The sequence below is a fragment of the Dokdonella ginsengisoli genome (genome assembly GCF_042652785.1).
Classification (GTDB): Bacteria; Pseudomonadota; Gammaproteobacteria; order Xanthomonadales; family Rhodanobacteraceae; genus Dokdonella_A; species Dokdonella_A ginsengisoli.
Genome location: NZ_JBHSHD010000015.1, coordinates 30,884 through 53,960 on the forward strand (window position 1 = coordinate 30,884; position 23,077 = coordinate 53,960).

General features: G+C 67.6%; 17 protein-coding genes. 7 read left to right on the forward strand and 10 right to left on the reverse strand.

Translation table 11 applies throughout. From position 1 onward, the window contains the following. Nucleotides 1-25: 25 nt before the first annotated feature. Nucleotides 26-1,009: an AraC family transcriptional regulator gene (locus ACFO6Q_RS17395; protein WP_380022387.1), complete on the reverse strand. Its 984-nt coding sequence runs from the start codon at nucleotides 1,007-1,009 to the stop codon at nucleotides 26-28. 80 nt (nucleotides 1,010-1,089) lie between these two features. On the opposite strand from ACFO6Q_RS17395, the gene ACFO6Q_RS17400 reads away from it, so the two are divergent. Further along, the gene (locus ACFO6Q_RS17400) at nucleotides 1,090-1,923 is read left to right on the forward strand and encodes an oxidoreductase (RefSeq protein WP_380022388.1); all 834 of its coding nucleotides are present in this window, start codon (nucleotides 1,090-1,092) and stop codon (nucleotides 1,921-1,923) included. Nucleotides 1,924-2,071: 148 nt separating this feature from the next. Next, nucleotides 2,072-2,485, forward strand: a complete 414-nt coding sequence (locus ACFO6Q_RS17405; protein ID WP_380022389.1) for a VOC family protein — start codon at nucleotides 2,072-2,074, stop codon at nucleotides 2,483-2,485. 123 nt (nucleotides 2,486-2,608) lie between these two features. Here the strand turns inward: ACFO6Q_RS17405 and ACFO6Q_RS17410 are convergent, their stop codons facing one another. Continuing rightward, nucleotides 2,609-2,845 carry a hypothetical protein gene (locus ACFO6Q_RS17410; protein WP_380022390.1) on the reverse strand — a complete coding sequence of 79 codons (237 nt, stop codon included), beginning with the start codon at nucleotides 2,843-2,845 and terminating at the stop codon, nucleotides 2,609-2,611. Nucleotides 2,846-3,242: 397 nt separating this feature from the next. Between ACFO6Q_RS17410 and ACFO6Q_RS17415 the strand changes: the two genes are divergently transcribed. Beyond that, the gene (locus tag ACFO6Q_RS17415; RefSeq protein WP_380022391.1) at nucleotides 3,243-4,022 is read left to right on the forward strand and encodes a hypothetical protein; all 780 of its coding nucleotides are present in this window, start codon (nucleotides 3,243-3,245) and stop codon (nucleotides 4,020-4,022) included. 190 nt (nucleotides 4,023-4,212) lie between these two features. Further along, the gene (locus ACFO6Q_RS17420; RefSeq protein WP_380022392.1) at nucleotides 4,213-5,667 is read left to right on the forward strand and encodes a hypothetical protein; all 1,455 of its coding nucleotides are present in this window, start codon (nucleotides 4,213-4,215) and stop codon (nucleotides 5,665-5,667) included. A 462-nt stretch (nucleotides 5,668-6,129) separates the two neighbouring features. Here ACFO6Q_RS17420 and ACFO6Q_RS17425 read toward each other — a convergent pair whose 3' ends face one another. Further along, a complete protein-coding gene (locus ACFO6Q_RS17425) occupies nucleotides 6,130-6,873 on the reverse strand; it encodes an SDR family oxidoreductase (RefSeq protein ID WP_380022393.1) in 744 nt (247 codons plus the stop codon). A gap of 98 nt (nucleotides 6,874-6,971) precedes the next feature. Here ACFO6Q_RS17425 and ACFO6Q_RS17430 point away from each other — a divergent pair, with 98 nt between their 5' ends. Beyond that, nucleotides 6,972-7,892: an AraC family transcriptional regulator gene (locus ACFO6Q_RS17430; RefSeq protein ID WP_380022394.1), complete on the forward strand. Its 921-nt coding sequence runs from the start codon at nucleotides 6,972-6,974 to the stop codon at nucleotides 7,890-7,892. 66 nt (nucleotides 7,893-7,958) lie between these two features. On the opposite strand, the gene ACFO6Q_RS17435 is transcribed toward ACFO6Q_RS17430, so the two are convergent. Together ACFO6Q_RS17435 and ACFO6Q_RS17440 are read right to left on the reverse strand one after the other, a co-directional pair. After that, complete coding sequence (locus tag ACFO6Q_RS17435; protein WP_380022395.1) at nucleotides 7,959-10,679, reverse strand: N-acetylmuramidase domain-containing protein; 2,721 nt, start codon at nucleotides 10,677-10,679, stop codon at nucleotides 7,959-7,961. Then, nucleotides 10,661-11,323, reverse strand: a complete 663-nt coding sequence (locus tag ACFO6Q_RS17440; protein ID WP_380022396.1) for a hypothetical protein — start codon at nucleotides 11,321-11,323, stop codon at nucleotides 10,661-10,663. Before ACFO6Q_RS17440 ends, ACFO6Q_RS17435 begins: the two co-directional genes overlap by 19 nt. Before the next feature lie 240 nt (nucleotides 11,324-11,563). Between ACFO6Q_RS17440 and ACFO6Q_RS17445 the strand changes: the two genes are divergently transcribed. Continuing rightward, entirely contained in the window at nucleotides 11,564-13,513 is a 1,950-nt protein-coding gene (locus ACFO6Q_RS17445) for an acetyl-CoA hydrolase/transferase C-terminal domain-containing protein (protein WP_380022397.1), read from the forward strand. 529 nt (nucleotides 13,514-14,042) lie between these two features. Here ACFO6Q_RS17445 and ACFO6Q_RS17450 read toward each other — a convergent pair. The 3 genes from ACFO6Q_RS17450 to ACFO6Q_RS17460 form a co-directional block, all read right to left on the reverse strand. Then, nucleotides 14,043-15,164, reverse strand: coding sequence for an RMD1 family protein (locus tag ACFO6Q_RS17450; RefSeq protein WP_380022398.1), 1,122 nt, complete (start codon nucleotides 15,162-15,164; stop codon nucleotides 14,043-14,045). 97 nt (nucleotides 15,165-15,261) lie between these two features. After that, a complete protein-coding gene (locus tag ACFO6Q_RS17455; protein WP_380022399.1) occupies nucleotides 15,262-17,292 on the reverse strand; it encodes a M13 family metallopeptidase in 2,031 nt (676 codons plus the stop codon). A gap of 352 nt (nucleotides 17,293-17,644) precedes the next feature. Then, the gene (locus ACFO6Q_RS17460; protein ID WP_380022400.1) at nucleotides 17,645-18,388 is read right to left on the reverse strand and encodes an acetoacetate decarboxylase; all 744 of its coding nucleotides are present in this window, start codon (nucleotides 18,386-18,388) and stop codon (nucleotides 17,645-17,647) included. 129 nt (nucleotides 18,389-18,517) lie between these two features. On the opposite strand from ACFO6Q_RS17460, the gene ACFO6Q_RS17465 reads away from it, so the two are divergent. Then, the gene (locus tag ACFO6Q_RS17465) at nucleotides 18,518-20,128 is read left to right on the forward strand and encodes an inorganic phosphate transporter (protein ID WP_380022401.1); all 1,611 of its coding nucleotides are present in this window, start codon (nucleotides 18,518-18,520) and stop codon (nucleotides 20,126-20,128) included. Nucleotides 20,129-20,289: 161 nt separating this feature from the next. On the opposite strand, the gene ACFO6Q_RS17470 is transcribed toward ACFO6Q_RS17465, so the two are convergent. Further along, the gene (locus ACFO6Q_RS17470) at nucleotides 20,290-21,702 is read right to left on the reverse strand and encodes a DUF1521 domain-containing protein (RefSeq protein ID WP_380022402.1); all 1,413 of its coding nucleotides are present in this window, start codon (nucleotides 21,700-21,702) and stop codon (nucleotides 20,290-20,292) included. A 212-nt stretch (nucleotides 21,703-21,914) separates the two neighbouring features. Next, complete coding sequence (locus tag ACFO6Q_RS17475) at nucleotides 21,915-23,075, reverse strand: type III secretion HpaP family protein (protein WP_380022403.1); 1,161 nt, start codon at nucleotides 23,073-23,075, stop codon at nucleotides 21,915-21,917. Nucleotides 23,076-23,077: the final 2 nt, after the last annotated feature.

Sequence of the window (23,077 nt, forward strand, 5' to 3'; positions counted from 1 at the left end):
CCGCTCCGGCACGCGGCCAGCAGCCTCAGTGCGAGGACACGTACGCCGCGTCCGCGAACGCCGGCGGAAGGGCGAAGCTCTCGCGCATGCGCCGCGCCTCGGCGGCGGGCGTGAGGCCGAACAGCCGCTTGAACTCGCGGCTGAACTGCGAGGCGCTGGTGTAGCCGACGGCGTGGCTGGCCGACTCGGCGGTCAGGTCCTGGCGCACCATCAGCAATCGCGCCTGGTGCAGGCGCGTCGACTTCACGTACTGCATCGGCGACACGCCGGTGACCGCCTTGAAGTGGCTGTGGAAGCTCGGCACGCTCATGCCCGCTTCGCCGGCCAGCTGGGCTACGTCGAGCGGCTGCGCGTAGCCGGCGTGCACGCGGCGTAGCGAGCGGCCGATGCGGCCGAACGGCCCGCGCATCGCCAGCGCCTCGCGCATCGCGTTGCCCTGCGCGCCGGTGAGCACGCGGAAGTACAGCTCGCGCAGCAGGCCCGGCCCCAGCACGGCAGCTTCCAGCGGCTGGTGCAGGGCCTGCAGAAAACGCAGCACCGAGGCGCGCATCGCCTCGTCCATCGGCGTGGACATCAGGCTGCGTGGCGCGGGCGCGCGCGGCGCCGTGCCTTCGCGGTCGATCTGCGCGGCCAGCTCGGCGGCCATCGCGAAATCCAGGTGCAGGTACAGCGCGAGCAGCGGGCGCTGCGGCGTCGCGTCGGTCTCCATGCTGAAGGGAACGGGCACGGAGACGGCGAGGTAGTGATCCTCGTCGTACAGGTAAAGCTGGCCGCCGAAATAGCCGCGCTTGCGGCCCTGGCAGACGATGACGAGGCCGGGGTCGTACAGCACCGGCGTGCGCGACAGCGCGCGGTCGGAACGCAGGATGCGCACGCTCGGCAGCGCCGTCAGGTTGTAGCCCTCCTGCGGCGCCAGGGCGCGCAGCAGTGCGATCCGCTGCGCCCGCGCGTCGGGAGGCGGCTCGGGGCGTCGGACGGAAGCGGTCTTCGGCTTCATAGTTTTGGGCAAGAAAAGCAGCGGATTCCGGCTCGATGGCGCCTTTGCGCAAGACTAGCATGCAGCCTTCGCAACCACCCGGGAAAAGCCCCATGACCTCCAGCAAGATCCTGCTCGTCACCGGCGTCAGCAGCGGCTTCGGCCGCGCGCTCGCGCACGAAGCGCTGGCCGCCGGCCACACCGTCGTCGGCACGGTGAGAAGCGAACCAGCGAAACGGGAATTCCAATCCCTGTCCGCCACCGCGGCGTTCGCGCACGTGCTCGACGTGACCGATTTCGAGCGCATCGACGGCGTGGTGTCGGAGATCGAGAACCGCGTCGGCCCCATCGACGTGCTGGTCAACAACGCCGGCTACGGCCACGAAGGCCTGCTGGAGGAATCGCCGCTGGCGGAGCTGCGCCGGCAGTTCGACGTGAACGTGTTCGGCGCGGTGGCGATGATGAAAGCCGTGCTGCCCTTCATGCGCGCGCGCCGGCGCGGCCACATCCTCAACGTGACCTCGATGGGCGGGCACATCACGATGCCGGGCATCGCCTACTACTGCGGCAGCAAGTTCGCGCTCGAAGGGATCTCCGAAAGCCTCGGCAAGGAGGTGGAGCCCTTCGGCATCGCGGTAACGGCGGTGGCGCCGGGCTCGTTCCGCACCGACTGGGCCGGGCGCTCGATGACGCGCACGCCGCGCTCGATCCCCGACTACGACGCCATCTTCGATCCCATCCGCCAGGCGCGCGAGGAAAAAAGCGGCAGGCAGCCCGGCGATCCGGCCAAGGCGGCGCGGGCGATGCTGGCGGCGATCGCGGCGGAGCGTCCGCCGGCCCACCTGCTGCTGGGCAGCGACGCGCTCGCGCTGGTGCGCGGCAAGCTGGCCGCCCTGGCGGACGAGTTCCGCGCCTGGGAAGCGCTCACCGTGTCGACGGACGGGTGAGGAACGCACCGGCTCGCTTGGCGCAACGGTCCAGCGAAGCGGAAGATCCGGCCGTGTCGATTCCGGCGGCGATCGCTCGTCGTGGGAAGGAAGCCGCGCACAATCGCGCGGAGCCTTCGCACCTCCGCCCCTCCACAGGAAAGCCCCCATGACCAAGATGATCTTCATCAGCCTGCCGATCGCCGACCTGAAGGCCTCGATCGCGTTCTACCAGGCGCTGGGATTCGAGCAGAACCCGCAATTCAGCGACGACGGCGGCGCCTGCATGGTGTGGAGCGAGGCCATCTACGTGATGCTGCTGACCCACGCCAAATGGCGCACTTTCACCCAGCGCCCGCTGCCGCCGGCCGAATCGGCCGGACACATGCTGTCGCTGTCGATGGACACCCGCGACGCGGTCGACGCGATGAACCGCGCCGCCGCCGCGCACGGCGGGCAGGCCGACGTGAACCCGCCCGAGGACCACGGCTTCATGTACTCGCGCGACCTGGCCGACCCCGACGGCCACGTGTGGGCGATGGTGTGGATGGACTCGGCCCCCACGGACGCCGCGCCGCAGTGACCGGCGCCGGTTCCGCGGCCGGAACCGGCCCGTGCCCCACGCGAAAGCCCCGACGACCCGCACGCCGCCCCGCGCGCGCGTGAGGAAAACGCCGGGCGGCGCAACGCCGCCCGGCGCGACGCCTCAGCGCGGCAAGCCGCTCTGGCGTTCGAGGCGCTGCAAGCGCCGCTGCAGGATGCCTTCGCACATCGCGGCGATCCTGCGCGCCTGCGTGCCGTAGAACTCGACCGAGCCGTAGCCGGTGTAGATGCGCACGCGGCGCTTCATGGCGGGGATGTGGCACGAGAGGGCGTAGTTGAGTTCGGCGATTTGTAGAGCGAGGGCGTCGGGGGCGTTGTGATCGCGAGGTGCATTGCGCATGGCTGTTCTCCGGTTCGCCCGCGATCCGGGAGGGGTCGCTGTGGGCGATACCCTTCAAGCCCCGCGCGCAGGCGGGTCAAGGCCGCGCGGAGCGCGCCCGAAGGGCTTGGCCTTGACGCGGCGAGCACGGGGCTACACTGGGACGACCATAGCGAGCCCTTTATTGCCTGGAGTCGGGGGGGGGACTATGCGCTTGAGATATCTGGGTAGACTTGGCGGACTGAGGGTCCGCTATTGGCCAGAAGCGGACGTTGGCCCGCACAAGATCAAACCGAAAAGCCGCCATTCGTCGATGCGTTTGGTACGTGCTGAGATGCTTGACGGAGGCACTTGTCCGCTGACCATACGCGCAACGCCCCAGTGCGGTCGATCTGTATTTGACTATTCGGAATTCATCGTGATCCAAGGTTGCTGTTCGCTATGTCTTGTCGATTCGCAGTTATGCGAGTCGCACATCATTCCGAACGCACTATTCCGTCGAATCAAGAAACGTCAAAAGACCGGAAATCTTATCACGTTTAATGATCACCCCAGCTCCAAAATTGTTCGGTCACAGGAGTCCTGGTGGGAATACCTTCTTTGCCAGAAGTGCGAGGGCAAGATTCGGGACTACGAAACTTATGGCCTCAAGCTCATCCGAGGCGGCGCTAGCATTCAATTTTCCAAGCACGACGAAGGCATCACTTTTCGGAACCATTCGTACAAGCTGTTCAAGCTATTTCTCACCTCAATTGTCTGGAGAGCCGCAGTCTCTAAGCAGGAGACATTCCACAACGTGCATGCGCCTGTAGAGGCGATTGAAGCCGCGCGTCAATCCCTACTCAATGGCGAGGCGCAGTCCCCCGCAAAGTTCGGAGTTCGCCTCGCTCGTTTGGTTGACAATTCAGGAGCGGAAGGTGCTTTTTCGCCGGAAACGTTAAAAAATTTGATCGTCTCGCCTATCGCCAGAGAGCCATCCAGCATTGGCTATTCCGTTCTCTTCTTGCTGGAAGGGTTTCTCCTTGAATATTTCATCCCGTTCATGCCGAACAGGCTGCGAGACGAGCATGGAACACATCGAGACTCGCCCACACTGTTCGTTCCATACAAGTGCATATTTACAGTTTCCGAGCTCGCCAATCTCTTGGTTACGGCTTACGGCAAGCGGCAGCGGGGGCTCATCGCATTTGATGACTAACCATTCCGTCAAGTGGAACGCTGCGAATCGGCGTTGATATTGCTCCAAGAACTCTCAATCGTAATGCGGATCTTCTTGATGCTAGCGTCGATTGAATCTGCCATCTAGCATTCACCTACTAACAGGCGGCCCTACAACACGGTTCAAGCGTGTCTCGGCCTACCGCCTTCGGCAACCGAGAGGCAGTCCTTTGTATGGCTTTCCCTTCAAGCACATCGCGATCAAGGTTCGAACGGTGTTCGCGCTCGTTGTTCGTCGTATACAGCGAATGATTTGGGGCATCAATCACACGATCCATCGCGAATGGTTGGACCGTTTCGTATTTCACGAAAGCGGACAAGGCGTCGTCGAGTTTGAGCACATGCAAATCGGCGTCGACTGGCAGCTTGTTCAGACGCGATCCGGCAATCTTTTCGTTCTGGTGCGCGGAAATGGCACAACTGAGCTTGGTCAGCCAGACCTCCAGATCATGCCGTTTGTCGGTGAAAGCCCGAAGAAACTGTTGGCCCACGACGATCGCTGGTCGACGCGGGTGACCCTTCGCGATTGGGTACGAAGCGCGCACCCGAAAGCGACCGACGAAGGATGGCTGACGATCTCTGCAGACAATGCCGAGCGTGCGCGAAAAGATGCCGTCGCGACCACACACCGCTTTGCACTGACGAACCTCGTACTGAGTGAGGTATTCGATGTCGATCAACAGTGCGCAGGAACTAGGTTGTCTTGGCGCTCGGTTGACGACTACGAGAATGCTGCTGCCGAGTTGCGCACTCTGCATCGCCACGCGATAACTGCGACACTCACCATCGCCAAGGCCGATCAAGCACAGGCGTCGGCAATCGCAGACATAGCGTGCGAACTCGCAAGCTATTCACGCGGATGCCGGGTGTCTTGGGCCTATGTCGAGGGGCTCGATGCTGAAGGCAGTGTCGTTTCGCTGTTCATCGGAAATCCAATCAGTGGACCGTACGTTCCCTTGGTCCTCATCGGTGCTGAGGCGATGTGGCCGTTTATTGAGCAGACGTGGCAACCTTATGCACGTTTTCGCTCGGAGAACCGTGCCTCGGCCCGTCGCCTGCTCGGACTTCTTACAAACGCGACAACTGACGACGACTTCACAGAGCTAAGGGGCGCGAAACTGGGCATGACTATCGATGCCGTCGTCACGATCGTCACTGGGAATAAGATCGACGCGTTGCCGTTTCAGTCCAATGCTGCCCGTAGAGAGTTCGTCGAGCGATTCCGCGTCTTTGTCGCGACCGAACTTCCTCCCCTCCTCAAGGAAGACTTGACCAATGACGCGAAGGATGCCCTGGCTCGCGCGATCGGCGCGAAGGCGGGAGATATATTGCGACCTACGTTTCGCAATGCCATTAAGCAGGTGTGCCAAGCCATCAGCATCAACGTCAGTGACACCGAAATCAAGCAGTTCGCCCATTCGCGCAATCAGTTGATTCATGAAGCGCGATTCGTCTGCCAAATGGATGCGCCACCAGAGGATTGGCCGTTCAAAACAGCCGCTGAAGAATACTTTTGGATGCTCCGTTTTTTGGATCGGATTGTACTGCGCTTCATCGGCTACCGCGGTGCGTTTTTTGATCGATTTCTGCGAGATCACTCGGAAGTACCAGTGGAGCCCGAGTGAGTCGCCGGACTTTTTCGATCTGCTCATCATGTCCGCTTTGGGTCGAAATCAGCCACCCCCATTCACCCTCGACACACTATCTGCGCCGCCCCCTCACAACACCACCGCCCTAACCACCGGCCCACCCCACCCCGCCCCCTTGATGTGCCGGATCACCGCATCCTGCACGGCCGCATCGTCGTCCATGCCGCCATGCGTGGTCGACTTGGTCGCCGCGGCACCGGGGACGAACACGCCGCCGAGGCTGGTGAAACGGCGTCAGGTTCACTTCCGAGGATCTCGGCATGAGCGAAGTGAACCTGGTCCCGTTTTGGGTGAGTTCGCGGATGCGGTGAGAATGAATCAGAGTGCCTCGATTCTTTGCTGCCATTGGCAAGTGAACCTGCCGCTATTTCTGGTTGCTGCTTCTGGCTGATTCCCTGCGGCCCACTCGCGATTGAACCTGACCCCGTTTCCGCGCGCTCACCGCGGCCCTGCCAATGCGACGGCATCGGCACCGGCGGGGAAATGGAACTGGTCGGAACCGTCGTGCACGGCCCGCCAAACTGCTTCGGCCACATCCTGAGGTTGCGTCATCGCCTGGGGACGGGCGAAGGCTTCGAAGATCGGCCGGGCATAGTCCGCATAGGTATCCGGGATAAGGCCGTTCATGCGCTCGGCCCCGTTCTCGGCGAACCGCGTGGTCGGGCAGTAACCGGGTTCGACCAGTTTGACCCGGATGTCGAACGCACCAAGTTCATGCGCCAGCGAACCGGTGAAGCCTTCGACTGCGGTCTTGCTGCCCGTGTAGGCGGCGGCGAGCGGCATGCTGGCCAGGGTGACGCTCGAAGTGACATTCACGATCGTGCCGGCCCGGCGCGCGCGCATCTGCGGAATCACGGCCTGCACCATCGCCATCGTGCCGAATGTGTTGGTCTCGAACACTTCGCGCACGGATTGCATCGAGGTAGCCTCGAAGGCGCCGACAACGCCAATGCCGGCGTTGTTGACGAGTACATCGATCGGGCCGGCCTCGGCAACGGCGCGCGCGATGCTGTCGGCGTTGGTGACGTCCAGCGCGACCAGCCGCATGCGGTCGGACGCGGGCAAGAGGCCGGGGCCCGGCCGACGCATCGTGGCGACGACATTCCAGCCGCGATCGTGGAAGTAACGGGCGGTTTCGAGCCCGTAGCCGGAAGAACTGCCAGTGATGAGAACGGTCTTCATTGCGGGAACTCCGTGGTGGGTAGGTGCAGCTACGATAGGCCTGCGACAAAGGACTATCGATGCTCTAGAGTCCAGTAAACATTGGCTGGAGTCCTGGAATGGCCGATCCGCTGGCTGAGCTGATCACCCTGCTTCGACCCAACAAAGTCATGGGAAAAAGCATTTCCGGCGCGGGAAAGTGGGGCGTCCGCTACGCGCCGTTCGGGCACCCGGGCTTTTGCGTGGTGACCGACGGCGCCTGTCTCCTGCAGGTCGACGGCGCGCCTCCGCTGCACTTGAAGGCAGGCGACTTCGTGTTCCTGCCCGCAACGCCGGGATTTGTTCTGTCGGGGTTCGAACGGGTCGATCCGCAGCACGTCGATCCCGCCACCATCGCAGACCAGGGCCATGAATTGCGCCATGGTTCGCTCGAAGGCGAGCCCGACGTGCGCATGCTGGGCGGTTACTTCGTCTTCGATTCGCCAGACACGGCGCTGCTGGTGGCGCTGCTTCCACCCGTCGTCCACGTCCGCGGCGAGGATCGTTTCGGCATGCTGGTGCGTCTCGTGCGCGAGGAAGCCATGCAATCGAAGTCGGGGCGCGACCTCATCCTGACCCGGCTGGTCGAGGTCCTGCTCATAGAGGCCTTGCGGGCGGCACCGGGCGATGCTGCACCGGTCGGCCTGCTGCGCGGCCTGGCGGACGAACGTCTTGCCCTGTCGATCCGGGAAATGCATTGCGACCCGTCGCGCGCGTGGACGGTGGAGCAACTGGCGAAGGTCGCGGCACTGTCGAGGTCGGCCTACTTCCAGCGCTTCATCCGCGCGGTTGGCATGCCGCCGATGGAATATCTGCTCGCCTGGCGCATGGCGATCGCGAAAGACATCCTCGATCGCCAGGATCTGGTGATGGAAAAGGTCGCCGAGCGCGTGGGCTATTCGTCGGCTAGCGCGTTCAGCACCGCCTTCGCCCGCTACGTTGGTCGGTCGCCGAGTGGCTACGCCCGCGAGAGGCGCCAAGTACGCTCGCGTGCAGCCTGATGCCCGCTATGGGTCGAAATCAGCCACTTCCATTCGCCCTCGACACTTGTCTGCGCTGCCCTCCCCTCACAACCCCACCGCCCTGACCACCGGCCCACTCCACCCCACCCCCTTGATGTGCCGGATCACCGCATCCTGCACGGCGGCATCGTCGTCCATGCCGCCGTGCGTGGTCGACTTGGTCGCCGCGGCGCCGGGGGCGAACACGCCGCCGGGGCTGGCGAGGCGGCCGATGCGCTCTCCCCACGCATGCGTGACCACCGCCGGCACGAGGAATTTGTCCATGCCGAGGATCGGCACGTCCTGGCCGCCTTCGAGCGATTGCGCGAGCAGATAGAGCAGTGAGTGGCCGTAGGGGCTGCAGGTGGGGTCGGCGCGTTCGGCGGCGTCGGTGAGGTTGGCGAACAGGCTGCGGATCGGCGTCCTGGCGACGAGTTCGCCGAGGCAGGTGTCGAACAGCTCGATGGTCGCGGCGGGGGCGAGGAAGCTGAGCGTGGCGATGTTCAGGCCCTGCTGCGCGGCGCGCTGGCCGAGGTGGCAGTGCACGATGGCGCCGGCGGAGTGGCCGATCAGGTGCAGGCGCACTTTCGGCAGGGTCTTCTCGCGCTGGCGGAACAGCTTGAACAGCTGCACCACGCCGGCGCGCTGCGCGCGCGAGAGCGCGTCGGCGTTCTGCTTCATCTCGCCCCACAGCTTGCCGCCGGGCCAGCGCGCGAAGCTTTCGATGCGCTCGTTCTTCCAGTCTTCCACGGCGTCCTTGAAGCGGTCCCACCAGCCGCCGGCGGTGTCGCGCGCGGCCTTGTCCTGCTCGGCGGCGAAGTCTTCCAGCAGGTTGGTGAGCGTCTTGAACGCGCCGGTCTCCCACATCAGGAAGATCGGGAAGATGCCGTTGGAGCGCAGCAGCGGAATCCAGGTGCGCGCGGTCTGCGCGGCGGCGTCCTCGTCGACCAGGCCGCCGTGCGCGTAGATGGCGACGTCGACGGTGTCGCCGGTGCCGAGCTTCCATTCCTCGCAGGCCTTGCGCAGGTGGAAGTCGAGCAGCTGCACGAGGTCGTCCGGGTTGGTGCGGAAGCGGCCGCGCTGGCTCAGCTCGCCGTTGTTCTCCATGTCGACGACGAACGGGCCGATCTGGTGATCGGCCAGGGTCGGGTCGGTGGCCAGCGCCACGGGCTGGCCGGCGGCCTTCGGCTGCAGGGTGGCGTTCTCGGCCACCTTCTCGTGCTCGCTGGTGACCACGCCCAGCTGCACGACCCAGCAGTCCATCGCGTTCTGCAGCCAGTCGTCGTAGGTGAGGATGGCGAAGCCGCCGTGGCCCCAGCTGGGGCCCCACGAGTTCTGCACGACGAAGCCGGCGTCGCTGTAGCCGACGATGGCGAAGGCGTGGCCGGCGGTGCCGCGCGCGGGCGCGATGCGGCGCAGCTGGGTGATCTGCGTCGGCGGTTCGGTCGGCTCGCCGTTGGCCAGCGCGGACCAGCCGTCGTGGATCATCGCGCTGGCGTAGACCACGCCGGCTTCGGCGAGGGCGACGTGGATGTCGCGGATCTCCTTCGGCGCGATGCGGTAGTAGGTGCCGAGCGGGCGCTTGACCGCGTCGAGCCACCAGTCGGTGTTGGGATCGTTGGTCGCCGCCGGCATGGCCGGGTTCTTCCACAGCCGCGCGAGGCTGCCGCCGTGGCGCGTCCAACCCTTGAGCGCGCCGCGCAGCGAGGAGCCGGCGTCGGCTTCGTCGTTGTCGCTCCATTCGTCGTAGCGGCGCGCCATGCTGTAGAGCATGTAGCCGGAGATCTGCTCGGCCGGCCGGTCGCCGCGCGCGAGCAGGGTTTCGATCACGGTCGCCAGTGCGAAGCCGGTGCAGGCGTTGGATTGCTTCTGGTCCTTCACCGCGCGCGGGTCGTTGGGCAGCATCCAGGCGCGCGGGCTGACGGCGATGCTGGGCCGGTACAGCCAGTCGCGCAGGTCGACCGAGTCCGGGCGCACCGGCGCGCGGCGCGCGGGAAACCGCTGCGGCGACACGGTGGTGAAGCTGGCGCGGCCGGGCGGCAGCACGGAGGGCTTGAGCGCCTTCGTGCGCGCGGCGGATTTCTTCTTCGCCGCCGGCCTGGCTGTTGCGGCCGCGGCGGGCGGCGCTGCGCTGAAGCGGCGGTAGGCCTCGCGCAGCTTGGTGTCGTAGGCGTTCTGCCGGTAGCCGCTGCCGTTGTAGGCGCGGGCGAAGCCGGCCCAGTCCTTGGCGCGCAGCGCGGCGACGAACGGCGCGCGCGCGACGAAGCGCGCGAACAGGGCGAGCTGCGGATCGGCGCCGGCCGACTGCGCGGCGACGAAGGCGTCGACGTCGGCGCAGCCGCAGGCGGCGTAGTTGAAGCCCATGATCTGGAACATGCCCCAGCTGGCCGATTGCAGCGCGGCGGTGCGGTCGAGTGCGCAGGCGGCGTCCAGGCGCGCCCACTCGCCGGCGAGCGAGCCGGAGTACTGCGTGCGATCCCACACGCGGTAGCTGAGGTTCGGGTGCGCGGCGTCGTAGCGCCCTTGCGTGAGGCGATGGAACACGTGCCCCTCGAACAGCACCTTGGGCCGCTCCGACGGCGGCGGCAGGAAGCCGGCGCCGTTGGATTCCACCTCGGCCACCGCGCGCAGCGTGGCGACTTCGATGCCCAGTTGCTTGGCCAGGGCCAGCCAGGCCGCGTTGCTGATCTCGCGATTCATCGCATGGTCCTCGTCCTCGAATTCGCCTCGATCGATGCGCAGCGGCGGATGCCGCGTGCGCGAAAAACTCAGCAGGTCGGCTCGCACGGTGCCGGCGTCTCGCTGACGACCCGGCCGTTGTAGACGTTGGTGATGACGTCCACGCACTGCCCGTCCGGCTTCTTGATGCGGCGCAGGAAGTTGCCGCCGGCGTCGGGCGGGCGCTGGCAGATCACGGTGGCGAGCTGCGCGGACGGCGGGGAAAACGCCTGCGCGTGCGCGGTCGAGATCGGCAGCACCAGGTTCCACGCGCTCGCCTTCGCTTCCGCGCGCGGCAGCAGCTGGTCGAACGGCACGATCACCGGCAGCGGATAAGCGCCTGCGTCCGGGCTCTGCGCCACGATCGCCACGTCGCCGCGCTCGCACACGGCAGTGCCGATGGCGATTTCCGAGTTGCGCATCTTCGAGGCGTGGTTCATCGCCTCCTGCGTGCACGGCAGGTTCTCCTTCAGCAGCCGCAGCTGGGTCTGCAGCTGCGTGATGCGGTCGGCCGGGGCGTCCTTCAGCCAGGCCTCGGCCTGGCGCACCAGGGCCGGCACGTTGCCCGACAGCGACATCGCCAGCGCCGGGTAGACGATGATCCACTGCCACCACTTGACCGGCTTGCCGTCCGCGGCGGGCGCGGCGGCAGCAGGGGGACTTTCAGCGGGCGGACTCGCGGCGGCCCGGCCTTCGACGATCGTCGTGCTCATGCTGTGCTCCTCGGCGGCGCTCGCCGCCTGCGCATCGCCGCGCGCGACGCCGCCTTCCGCGGGCGGCGCGCACGGCCGTTCGACTTCGGTTCGCTTGCCCCTCGCCGTCCCTGGCCGGCGCCTCGCGGCGCGGAGGTCCCTTCCACACGGGGATACGCCAATTCGGGCCGATTGCCGACATCGGCGAACGCGGCACGAGGCTGGCAGAATGCTTCGACTCTCTGCCGCCGGGACCTTCGCATGCGCCCGACCCCGCCCCGCCTTTCGCCGGAGGCCGCGATCGACCTGCTGCTCGCGCGCGGCGTACCGCACCTGGCCGTCGCCGCGCCGCTCGGCCTGGGCAAGCCGAACCGGCTGCTCAACGCGCTGTACGCGCGCGTCAAGGCCGATCCGGCGCGGCGCATGACCTTGTACACGGCGCTGTCGCTGGACCCGCCCGAACCCGGCAGCGAGCTGGAACGGCGCTTTCTCGAACCCTTCCTGGCGCGCCAGTTCGGCGCCGGCTATCCGCGCCTGGACTACGTGGCGGACCTGAAAGCCGGCCGCCTGCCGGCGAACGTGCGCGTGCAGGAGTTCTACTTCCAGTCCGGCGCGATGCTCGGCTCGGCGCAGGCGCAGCGCGACTACGCCAGCATCAACTACACGCACGTCGCGCGCGACCTGGCCGAGGAAGGGCTCGACGCGATCGTGCAGCTGGTGGCGCGGCGCGGCGAAGGCGCCGAGGCGCGCTACAGCCTGTCGTGCAATCCCGACGTGACCCTGGACGTGCTCGACGCGCTGGCCGCGCGCGGCCGGCCGCGGCCGCTGGTGATCGGCGTGGTGCACGCGGGGCTGCCGTTCCTGGGCGGCGATGCCGAAGTCGGCGCGGAGCTGTTCGATGCGCTGGTGGAGGAAACCGAAGCGGCGCAGCCGCTGTTCGCGCTGCCGCGCGGCTCGGTCGACGCCGCCGAGTACGCGATCGGCCTGCACGCCAGCGCGCTGGTGCGCGACGGCGGCACCTTGCAGATCGGCATCGGTGCCTTGTCCGACGCGATCGTATACGCGCTGCTGCTGCGCCATCGCGCCAATGCGGACTATCTCGGCGCGTTGCGCGCGCTGCGCGGCGACGAGCCGGAGAAGGACGGACTGATCGCGCGCATCGGCGGCCTCGCGCCGTTCGCGCGCGGCCTGTACGGCGCCAGCGAGATGATCATGGACGGCTTCATGCACCTGCGCCGCGCCGGCATCCTGGTGCGGCGCGTGCACGACGACGCGGACGTGCAGCGCGCCGTCGACGCCGGCGCGCAGGCGCCGGGCGGCCACTACCTCAAGGGCGCGTTCTATCTCGGCAGCAGGGATTTCTACGACTGGCTGCGCACGCTCGACGGCGAGGACTACGCGGGCCTGGCGATGTGCCGCGTGTCCGACGTCAACCAGCTGTACGGCGGGCGCGAGCAGCTCGACGCGCTGCAGCGCCGCGACGCGCGCTTCTTCAACACCTGCATGATGGCGAGCCTGCTCGGTGCGGCGACCTCCGACGCGCTGGAGGACGGCCGCGTCGTCAGCGGCGTCGGCGGCCAGTACAACTTCGTCGCGATGGCGCACGCGCTCGACGGCGGCCGCTCGGCGCTGCTGCTGCGCGCCACGCGCAAGAGCGGCCGGCGCATCGAATCGAACCTGCGCTGGAACTACGGCCACACGACGATTCCGCGCCACCTGCGCGACCTCTACGTGACCGAATACGGCGTGGCCGACCTGCGCGGCAGGTCCGACGAGGCCTGCGTGCGCGCGATGCTGGCGATCAGCGACGCGCGCTTCGTCGACGCGCTCGCCGCCGACGCGGTGCGCGCCGGCAAGCTGCCGCGCGACTTCCGCGTGCCCGACGCCTGGCGCGCGAACACGCCCGAGGCGCTGCGCGCGCGGCTGCGGCCGTTCTCCGACCGCGGCCTGCTGCCGACGTTTCCGTTCGGCAGCGACTTCGATACCGTCGAGCGCCGCGTGCTGCCGGCGCTGCTGTGGCTGAAATCCTGCGCGACCGATCCGCGGCGCTGGCCTGCCCTGCTCGGCGCCTTGCTCGCGCCCGGTTCTGCGGAAGAGGTGCCGGCGGTGCTCGCGCGGCTGGATTTCGCACGCGGCGACCTGTCCTGGCGCGAGCGCGTGCTCGCGCGCCTGGTGCGTGGCGCGGTTGCGCGGACGAAGCCGATAGGCTGAGTCGGTGTTTCGAGAACGCCAACGACACTGGAGATTGCCTCGAACCTTCCCGACGTCATTCCCGCGGACGCGGGAATCCATCGCGCTTTCGATGTCGTGCGACGAGAATCAACGTGGATCCCCGCGTTCGCGGGGATGACGGCAATCGAGACTCATCCAAACGTCACCGACGTCATTCCCGCGGACGCGGGAATCCATCGGGCTTTCGATTTCGCGGGGCGAGAATCAACGTGGATCCCCGCGTTGGCGGGGATGACGCCAGTCGAGACTCATCCAAACCCCGCCGACGTCATTCCCGCGGACGCGGGAATCCATGTGGCTTTCGATGTCGTGGGGCGAGAATCAACGTGGATCCCCGCGTTGGCGGGGATGACGCCAGTCGAGGCCCTTTCAAACCCTACCAACGTCATTCCCGCGGACGCGGGAATCCATCGGGCTTTCGATTTCGCGGGACGAGAATCAACGTGGATCTGCGCGTTCGCGGGGATGACGAAGCCATCCGGGAGCCCGCGAGGCCTCCCCTGCCGCGTCAGTGCCGCACCAGCGCCAGCACGACCTCGATCACGATCAGCAGCACGATGGCGATTTCCAGCAGCTCGGCGCGGCGGCTCGAGGCCTCGTCGTACAGCGCCGTGTAGGTGTCGCGCACGATCGCCAGCTTGCGGTCGACCGCGGCGCCGAGCTTGGGCACGCGGAACAGGTCGAGGGCGGAGGCGTAGATGCGCGCGAGGTAGACGTCCTCGGTGACCTGCAGCGCGTTGTCGACCTTCTCGGTCAGCTCGGTGACCTCGGCCACCAGCGTGTACAGCCGGCGCGCGAGGTGCGCGAAGCGGCGCGCGGCGCGCAGCGAGGCTGCGCCGCGCGCTTCCTCGACCAGGTCGTACATGCGCGGCAGCTCCGCGTCGAGCAGCTCGTCGTAGTAGCGCAGTTCGAGCAGCTGCGCGTTGGCCACCTCGAGCACGTCGGCGACGTCGGAATCCCCGCGCGGCTCGTAGATGAAGGCGCGGTCCCAGGTCAGCACGACGAGGTCGTCCTCGTAGTAGGAATGGCTCTGCCGCAGCAGGTCGCGCCGCGCCGATTCGGACAGGCGCCGCGTCTCGCCGGACAGCAGCGGCACGAGGTCCACGCGGTCGAGCAGCGCGGTTGCCGTCAGCGGCTCGCCGAAGGCGTGCACGACGGCGAGCAGGTAATCCTCCTCGAGCGTCACCTCGGAAGGCCGCAGCAGCGCCGGCGCGATGACCGCGCGCACCTCGTCGAGCCGTTCTTCCCAGAATCGGCTGCGCGCCGCCGGGCCGATCGCCTGGTCGGCGGCCTGCGCCAGCGCGACGAAGTCGCTCCACGCGCAGTGCGCCACCGGCACGCGCACGGCCAGCACGACGACGCCGAAATCGTAGAGGCGCGCGGTGACGCCGACGTCGCGGCTGCAGCCGCCGATGTCGAGCGCGAGCGGGGCCAGCGGCAGCTGCACCGGCGGCACGCCGAAGGCGAGCGCCTTCTCCGGCACCGAGCCGAGGCGGCCGCGGCGGCTCGCCGCGCTGGAATGCGCCGCGCACAGGCCTTCCGCGCGCGCGAGGTCGATCGAGTAGGCGATGTCGAAATGGCGCAGCACGACGACCGTGCCGGATTCGACGACGACTTCGTTCCCGCCCATCGCAAGGCCTCGCGGCGCAGTTCCGCCCGACGGCAGCCTAGCGGACGCGGATGACGATGTCAGGACGCCGCGGCCTTGCGCCGCGGCGCCACCGCGCTCACCAGACCTCGCAGCGATCCTTGTCCGGCCGCACCATCGGCGCGTCGGCCTTGCACTGGAACGCGGCGCGGAACGCCGGCAGGTTCGACAGCGGGCCGTTGACGCGGTACTTGGCGACCGGATGCGGATCGCCCTGCACCATCGTGCGCTGCGTTTCCGGCCGCGTCTCGTCGCCGCGCACCTGGCCCCAGGCGAGGAAGAACTGCTGCTCGGGCGTGAAGCCGTCGAGGGTGGGTTCGGCTTCCTTGCCTTCGCGCGACTTGCGGTAGGCCAGCCAGGCCAGCTTGGCGCCGCCCAGGTCGCCGATCGATTCGCCGAGCACGAGCTTGCCGTTGTGATGTATGCCCGGCTCGATGAAGTAACCTTCGAACTGGTCCACCACGCACTGCCCGCGCGCCTGGAATTTCTTCTCGTCTTCCGGCGTCCACCAGTTGGCCAGGCGGCCCTGCGCGTCGAACTGCGCGCCCTGGTCGTCGAAGCCGTGGCTGATCTCGTGGCCGATGATGACGCCGATCGCGCCGTAGTTGACCGCGTCGGTGGCGTTCACGTCGAACGCCGGCGGCTGCAGGATGCCGGCCGGGAAGACGATCTCGTTCAACATCGGGTTGTAGTACGCATTCGAGGTCGGCGGCGTCATGCCCCAGCGGCCGCGGTCGACCGGCTTGCCGATCTGCGCGCGCTCGTCGGCGGTGTTCCAGCGCGAGGCGGCGACGGTGTTGTCCCAATGGCTGGCGCGGGCGACGGTGAGGCCGCGATAGTCCTTCCACGTGTCCGGATAGCCGATCTTCGGGTTGAAGGTGGCGAGTTTTTCCAGCGCCTTCTTTTTGGTCTCCTCGCCCATCCAGTCCAGGCCGCCAATGGTGTCCTTCATCGCCAGCAGGATGTTGCGCACCATCTCCTGCATGCGCGCCTTGGCTTCCGGCGGGAAATACTTCTCCACGTACTTGCGCCCGAGCGCTTCGCCGAGCTGTCGGTCGGTGGCCTCGGCGCAGCGCTTCCAGCGCGGCTTCATCTGCGTGGTGCCGGCGAGGTAGCGGCCGTTGAAGGCGAAGTTCTCCTCGACGAACGGTGTCGACAGCGCATCGGCCGCGGCGTTGAGCACCTGCCAGCGCAGGTAGGTTTGCCACTGCGCGACGGGCGTGGACTTCAGCTCCGCGGCGAAGCGCTGCAGGAACTTCGGCTGCGTCACGTTCAGATCCTCGCGCGGGATCCTGGCGGCGTCGAAGTACGCGGCCCAGTCGAACGCGGGCGCCTGTGCGACCAGGCCGGCGAAGTTCGTCCTGTGGTCTTCGTTGTGCGGATCGCGCAGCGCGACGTTGTCCAGCGATGCCTCGGCCAGGCGCTTCTCGAACGCGAACACGACGGCGGCGTCCTGCTTCGCCATGGCCGGCCTGGCGCCGGCGAGCTCGAACATCTTCGCCACGTGCGTGCGGTACTTGTCGCGTGCTTCGACGAAGCGCTGGTCGGTCTTGAGGTAGTAGTCGCGGTCCGGCATGCCCAGGCCGCCGGCGTCGACGTGCGCGATGACGCGGGTCGGGTCGTGCAGGTCCTGCGCCACGACGATCTTGAACGGCACGCCGACGCCGATCTCGTGCAGGCGGCCGATCGTGCGCTGCACGTCGGCACGCGCCTTGATCGCGGCAATCTCGTCGAGCAGCGGCTGCGCCGGCTTCAGGCCGAGTTCGTCAACGTGGCTTTCGTCCATGCAGGCGGCGTAGAAATCGCCCGACAGCTGCTCGGGACTGCCGGCCGGCCAGTCGCGTCTGGCCGCCATGTCGGCGAGCAGGTCGCGCACGCGTTCCTTGTTGAGCTCGCCCGACTCCCAGCGCTTGCTCCAGCGGTCCATGTACTGCGGGATCGGATGGTTCGCGCGCCAGGCGCCGTTGGCGTACTGGAAGAAGTCGGTGCAGGCGTCGGCGTTGCGGTCGATGTCGGACGGATCGATGCCGTGCACGGCCCAGACCGGCCCGGCGGTGGCGAACAGGCAGGCGGCGACCACACGGGCGCGCAGAATTCGTAGACCGGACATGGCGATGCTCCCCTCGCGACGGTTGGCGGCGCGATGCTAGGACGCCGGCGGCGGTGCACGCATGGGCCGGACGGCAGGGTCGGGGGCGATTTCGGGCTCGAGCCGGCGGGGCGGCTTCTGGATCACGACGTCTTTGGTCTCCCCGAAGACGTACCGCCCCAAACCCGCACCGACGTCATGCCCGCGAAAGCGGGCATCCATTTCGCTCTCGGGCGGCCACGAACATGGATTCCCGCTTTCGCGGGAATGACGTCGAGGCTGGAGTGTCGGCTCGCGATGCCAGTCGCTCTGGAACGCCGTGGAAGATGGATTCCCGCTTGCGCAGGAATGACGCCGACTCCCGAACGTGGCCTTACGTCCCGGCCAGGTAGTCGTGCACGACCTCGCCCGGGCCGAGGGTCAGGTCGGCGACGAAGTGCAGCGCCGACTTCACCTCCAGCACCGGCAGCCGCGCCACGTCGGCGATCGCGTGCGCGTACAGCTGCAGCGCGGCCGGCGCGGTCCATGCGCCTTTCAGCGTGACGTCGGTGAGGAAATAGCGCACCAGTTCGAGGATGCGCGGGCTGCCGTCGACGTGCGGAATGATCTTGAGCAGGAAATTCGGCACCGCCAGCGCCTTCAGCACGCCCGCGTGGTCGACCTCGCGATGCTTGTAGCCCATCGTGCCGGTGGCGCAGAGCTGGCTGCCGTAGTGCAGCGTGCCGACGATGACGTCGCCTTCGTGCACGATCTTCGGACTCGCCAGCTTCTTGGGAAAACCCCAGATCTCGCGGCCGCCGGCGATCGGTGCGTCGTCGTCCAGGTACATCGAGTGCACGTAGACGCCCTCCTCGCCGCGGTAGCGCACCGGGATGACCTGCCCCGACTCGGTGTAGTCGCCGAAGCCGGTCGAATCGGGCATGCGGATGAATTCGTACTTCACCACCGGCTCGACGATCTCCAGCGGCTCGGGCACGACCGCGGCGAGCGCGTCCGGATCGGTGCGGTAGGTGACGATGACGTATTCGCGGTCGCGGAACCGGTACGGCGCCGGCGGGTACGAGGGATTCGTCAGCGGCATCGCGAACGCGCGTTCGCGGACTTCGGACAGCTTCATGCGGGTTCCTCGAAATGCGATGGACTTCACCCCAGGCTCACAGCATCGCATGACGGGCCGATGGCGATTGTCACAAATCTGGCATGCGACAGGACGATCCTCGTCGCCCCGCCCCCTGAGGAGTCGTCCATGTCGTCGCCCAGCCTGAGCATCGAGCGCGCCTCGCCGCGCCCGGATCTCGACCACAAGCCGAACCCGCTGATCGGTCTCCTGTTCGTCGGCCTGCTCGCCGCCGGCCTCGCCTTCAGCGCCTGGAGCCTGATCTCCGACATCGACAGCGCGAATGCCGGCGCGGTCAGGACCACGTGGCTGCCGTACGTGCTGCTCGGCGTGGCGCTGCTGATCGCGCTCGGCTTCGAGTTCGTCAACGGCTTCCACGACACCGCCAACGCGGTCGCGACCGTGATCTACACGCATTCGCTGCCGGCCAACGTCGCGGTGATGTGGTCGGGTTTCTTCAACTTCGTCGGCGTGCTGGTGTCCAGCGGCGCGGTCGCGTTCGGCATCATCTCGCTGCTGCCGGTGGAGCTGATCCTGCAGGTCGGATCGTCGGCCGGTTTCGCGATGGTGTTCGCCCTGCTGATCGCGGCGATCCTGTGGAACCTCGGCACCTGGTGGTTCGGCCTGCCGGCGTCTTCCTCGCACACGCTGATCGGCTCGATCATCGGCGTGGGCGTGGCCAACGCGCTGATGCACGGCCGTGACGGCACCAGCGGCGTCGACTGGGCGCAGGCCATCAAGGTGGGCTATTCGCTGCTGCTGTCGCCGCTGATCGGCTTCGGTCTCGCCGCGCTGCTGCTCATCGCGCTGCGTTCGCTGGTTAAGAACCCGGCGCTGTATCGCGAGCCGAAGGGCAACACGCCGCCGCCGTGGTGGATCCGCGGCCTGCTGATCCTGACCTGCACCGGCGTTTCCTTCGCCCACGGCTCCAACGACGGCCAGAAGGGCATGGGCCTGATCATGCTGATCCTGGTCGGCACGGTGCCGATGGCCTACGCGCTGAACCGCGCGATGCCGGCCGACCAGATGGTGCCGTTCGTGGCGATGGCGAGCGCGACGCAGCAGTCGCTGACGGAGGCGTCGAAGGCGCCGCCGGCCGCCGACCCGCGCAAGGCGCTGGGCGAATACGTGCGCACGCACGAGCTGAAGGCGGAGGTGGTGCCGTCGCTGGCCGCCGTGGTCGGCGACATCGGCCGGCAGGTGAAGGATCACGGCACGCTGGCGAAGGTGCCGGCCGAAGCCGTCGCCAACGTGCGCAACGACATGTATCTCACCTCGGAGGCGATCCGCTTCATCGGCAAGGATTCCGGCAACGGCCTGAATGTCGATGCGAAGAAGAACCTCGGCGCGTTCAAGCAGCAGATCGACGACGCGACCAAGTTCATCCCGCTGTGGGTGAAGATCGCCGTCGCGATCGCGCTCGGCCTCGGCACGATGGTCGGCTGGAAGCGCATCGTGGTGACGGTCGGCGAGAAGATCGGCAAGACCCACCTGACCTACGCGCAGGGCGCCTCGGCAGAGCTGGTGGCGATGACGACGATCGGCGCGGCGGACATGTTCGGCCTGCCGGTGTCGACCACCCACGTGCTGTCCTCGGGCGTTGCCGGCACGATGGTGGCCAACCGCTCCGGGCTGCAGCTGTCGACGGTGCGCAACCTGGCGATGGCCTGGGTGCTGACCCTGCCGGTCGCGATCGCGCTGTCGGGCTCGCTGTACTGGCTGTTCAGCCGGATCTTCTGACCGGAGCGCCGCCCGGCGCCTGCTTCACCGCTTCGAAGGCGGGTGCGCGGACCGGATGTGCCGCGCACCCGGCGAACGGGCCGGGCCATCCAGGACCGGAATCGCGGACAAAAAAACGCCGGGGCTCCCGTTGGGAAGCCCCGGCGTGGGAGTGCCCTGCCTCAGCGAATCGGCGGACGCTCGCGCGGCACGCCACGCGGCTCCGCGTTGCGGGTCACGTCGTTGTTGCCGCCGTTGTCGCCGCCGAACAGGTTGATCGGATTGAAGACCGGCGTGATGAAGAAGCCGCCGCCGTTCTGGTTTCCGCCGGTGTGGATCGGCGTGCCGTTGCCGTCCTGCGAGGGGTTGCCGTCGCCGCGGATGGTGCTCAGGAAGGCGCCGTCCACCTGCGTCATGTAGCCGCCTTCGTTCATGCGCAGCCAGCCGGCACCGTCGCCGTTCTCGTAGATGCTAACGCCGTCGTCGTTGGCCCAGTCGACCAGCTTGCCGCCGGTCTGCACCTGGCCGATCTTGAGGTCGCCCAGCGTGTTCTGGTCCAGACCCTGCACGACCATCGCCTGGTCGCCCTTGGTGATGACCAGCTCCGTCGACAGGGTCATGTTGTTGTTCTTGTCGTACGGCGTGGTGTGGATCGTGATCTTGGTGCCGTCCTCGAGGTTCAGCGTCATCGTGTCGTAGAAATCGCCCACGGCCTTGCCGTCGATTTCCACGTGCGGGTCGCCCCAGATGCGCATCTTCTCGCCGGTTTCCTTGTTGGTCAGCGTGAACTCGGAGTTGCCCTCGTTCATGTCGAGCATGTAGTTGCCCAGATCGATCGAGGCCTTGCCGCCGTCCTGCTTCACTTCCCAGCCGCCGGCCTGCTGCGGGCGGATGTCCTGCGCGTTGTTGAGCGTGTCGATGATCGCGCGCGATTCGACGCCGCTGACGTGACCGTCGAGCGCGGCGAAGCCGATCTGCGACAGGATTTCCGCGCGTTCCTGCGGGTCGAGCTTGGACAGGTCGGCGCTTTCGAGCGCCTTGCTGAGCGCCTGCTGGTTCTCGCTGCCGTCGCAGGTGCCGAGCATGCCCTGGCCGGCGCCGGTGAACAGCGCGTCCTTGAACGTCTGCACGACCTTGTCGACGGCGAAGCCGAGCAGGCCGCCGAACAGCGGGTTGGACGGGAACTGGCTGGCCGCCTGCGCGACGGACGACGGGTTCCAGCCGCCGAACGCACCGCCGAGCGAACCGCGCAGCGAATCGGTCGGCGTCCAGCCCTGGTGGCCCTGCGGCACGTTGAGCTGCCCGGAGTTGCCGCCGAAGATCGTGTCGAACACGCGGCCGGTCGACTCGAAGCCCTTGATCATGCCGACGACGGTGTTGGCGTCGGAATCGCTGATGTAGCCATCGGCAGCGAGGTTGTCGATGGTCGACATCAGGACGTTTTTCTCCTGCGTCGACAGCTGGCCCGAATTGACCGAATCCAGCGCCGAGCGCACGCGGTCCGCGCCAGCGCTCGCGTCGACGCGGCTCAGCGAGCCGTCCACGCCACCGCGGAATTGCGCGTTTTCGACAAAACCTCCGGAAATCGTCGTCATGACTGTCCCCTTGCTTGTTGGGTGAGAAGTACCGGGTGCGAGTCTGCAAATTTCGGCGCGGCTTCAACAGCCGGGACTATCCCTAGCTAGGGATTACCCTTGGCGAAAAACGTCGTGAAAAAGGCCCGGAAACGGCCGCCGCAGCGGCCACGGAAGCGACACCGGGCACGCGGCGGATCGCGCGCCCGGCATCGAGGCGGAAGAACCCGCGGCTAGGCGTGGAAGACCGGTTCGATCGTCAGCTTGCCGAGCGAGCCTTCGGCGAAGCGCTGCACGAGCTCCTCCTGGTTCGCCAGCAGGGTGTCGTAGGCATCGCGCGAGCGTACGTCGGCGCGCAGCTGCCAGCCGTTCTCGGTCTGCGTCAACCACAGGTCGGTGCCCGGCAGGACGTCGTTCTGCATGCGCAGCAGCACCTCGCGCGAACGCCCGCCGCGTCCGCCGCGCGGATCGCTGACCAGCATCTGCCGGACGTGCTTCTGCACCAGCTCGGCCAGCGCCGGAGCGAGGTTCGCCGACGCGGCGGCCGCCTGCTGCGGCGCGCCGGTCAGGGTCTGCGGCTGGGTCGGCGCGGACGCCATCTCGGTCGGCATCGGCGTCGGCGTGCTGCCGGGGCCGGCCTGCGCCGTTCCCGCATCCAGGCCTTCGCCGTCCTCGGAACCGCCGCTGCTGCGTGCGCTGCGCGCGGCGGCGCCGACCTGCGCCTCGCCGTCCGCGGCCTTGCGCGCGAGCGTCTGCGCCGATTCGGCGTCGCCGGAATCGGCGGTACGCTTGTGCTCGCCGGCGCGCGGCTTGCCGTCCACTGCCGTGCCGTCGCTGGAGGCGGACTTGGCCCCGTCGCGCGGAACCGGCGTTTCGGCGCCGGTCGCCGGGCGCTGGCGATCCGCCCCGGCCGTACGCTGCGCGTCCGGATTTTGCGACTGCGCCGCGTTCGGCGCCGCGTCGCGGCGTTCCGGCTCGGCCGTGCGCGTCTCGCGCGGCGGCGAGGCGGGCTGTTCGCCCTTTCCGGCTTCGTTCGCACCCTGCTCGCCGACCTGCGCGAAAGCGCGCTGCATCAGCGTGCGGAAGCGCTCGGCCGTGCTCAACCCGGCCAGTTCGCCATCGAACTTCGGCGTCTCGCCAGCCTGCGCGGTGGCCTGCGCGTCGCGCGCCTGCGGCTTGCCGGTCTCGGCCGGCCGCTGGCTGGGGTTTCCCTGCATGAGACCGCGGAACTGCGCGACTTCCTCGCGCGTGGGGGCCTCGCCGGCCTGGCGCGCCGCACCTTCGCGGGCGACGGCCTCGTTCGAGGCACGGTCGGTGCGCAGCTTCTCGTCGGCGGCGAGACGGCGCTGACGGTGCGCGGCCTGGCTGGACTGTACGTCGTTGTTGATCAGCATGG